This window comes from Mycobacterium colombiense, from assembly GCF_001672755.1.
Taxonomy (GTDB): domain Bacteria; phylum Actinomycetota; class Actinomycetes; order Mycobacteriales; family Mycobacteriaceae; genus Mycobacterium; species Mycobacterium colombiense_C.
On the sequence record NZ_LZKI01000012.1, the window covers coordinates 1 to 1,403 of the forward strand.

At 69.5% G+C, this 1,403-nt stretch carries 1 protein-coding gene; it reads right to left on the bottom strand.

Annotated features, from left to right (window positions below; all coding sequences use genetic code 11):
• Nucleotides 1-1,364 (bottom strand): HNH endonuclease signature motif containing protein (locus tag A5708_RS02150; protein ID WP_065027051.1); only part of this gene is annotated, 1,364 nt, incomplete at its 3' end.
• Nucleotides 1,365-1,403: the final 39 nt, after the last annotated feature.

Genomic DNA, 1,403 nt, shown 5'->3' on the forward strand with positions numbered 1-1,403 from the left:
TCGTCGTCTCCGTCGCGGAGCAGTTTTTCGGGGTGATGGAAGGTGTTGATTCGCGGTTGGCCTCGGTCCAGGTGTGGGGGCGGGATCCATTCGGTGTCGCCGTTGGGGTTCTTGCGGGTGGTCCAGCCGCCCGGTTGCAGCAGGCGGTGTTGGGGTCCGCAGGCGAAGGTCAGGTCGTTGACGTCGGTGCTGTGGCAGGTGGCGTAGTCGGTGACGTGGTGGACCTCGCAGTAGTAGCCGGGCACCGTGCAGCCCGGTGCGCTACACCCGCGATCCTTGGCGTACAACACAATCCGCTGTCCCGGTGAGGCGAGTCGTTTGGTGTGATAGAGCGCCAACGCCTTGCCCTTGTCGAAGACGGCCAGGTAGTGATGGGCGTGGCGGGCCAGGCGGATCACGTCGCTCATCGGCAGGACGGTGCCGCCGCCGGTCAGGCCGCGGCCGGCCGCGGCCTGCAGGTCGCTGAGGGTGGTGGTGACCACGATGGAGGCCGGCAACCCGTTGTGCTGGCCCAACTTTCCAGAGGCCAACATGGCGCGCAGTGCCGCGTTGAGTCCGTCGTGGTTGCGCTGGGCCGCCGATCGCGGGTCGTGCTCGATCGCCTCTTGGCTGGGCGCGCCGTCCACGCACGGCGTCTCGTCGAAGGGGTTGCACATGCCCGGCGCGGCCAGCTTGGCCAGCACCGCCTCCAGGGTGGCACGTGCTTCGGGGGTCAGCCAGCCGCGCAACTGCGACATGCCGTCGGTTTGTTGATTACCCAGGGTCAGGCCGCGGCGGCGGGCGCGGTCCTCGTCGCGGTAGGTCCCGTCGGGGTTGAGGCAATCGGCCAGCGTGTCGGCCAGCGCGGCCAACTGCTCGGGCCGATATCGACTGCCCTGCTTGGCCAGATCGGCTTCGGCGCGCTCGCGGGTGAGTTGGTCGATCCAGCCGGGCAGCCGGTGGCAGAACCGGCGGATGACGGCGACGTGACCGGCCCCGAGCTGTCCCGCCCGCTGCGCGGCGGCGGTGCCCGCCAGGGCCGGCGTCAAGGGCTCCCCGGTCAGCCCTTGGCGTGGTCCCAGGTCGGTGGCTTCGCGGATGCGGCGCGCGGCCTCGGCGCGGCTGATCAAGGTCCGTTCGGCCAGCGCGTGAGACAGCTTGCCGCCGAGCTCGGCCGGGGTGGCCTGTCGCGCAACGTGGTTGATCAGCTTGTGCTCGGCGACCGGCAGCCGTCGGCGCAGCTTTTCGCAGCGCTCCAAGAACGCCAGGCACTCTCGGGGAGTCAACGCGTCGAAAGTCAGGTCCGCTACGCCCTCGACCGCGTCATCGAGTGCATCGAAGGCCGCCGTGATCGCGTCCCGATCGATGATGCCGCCCGAACTCATACCCCGAAACTAGCCGCACCCACCGACAACAATCCGCGG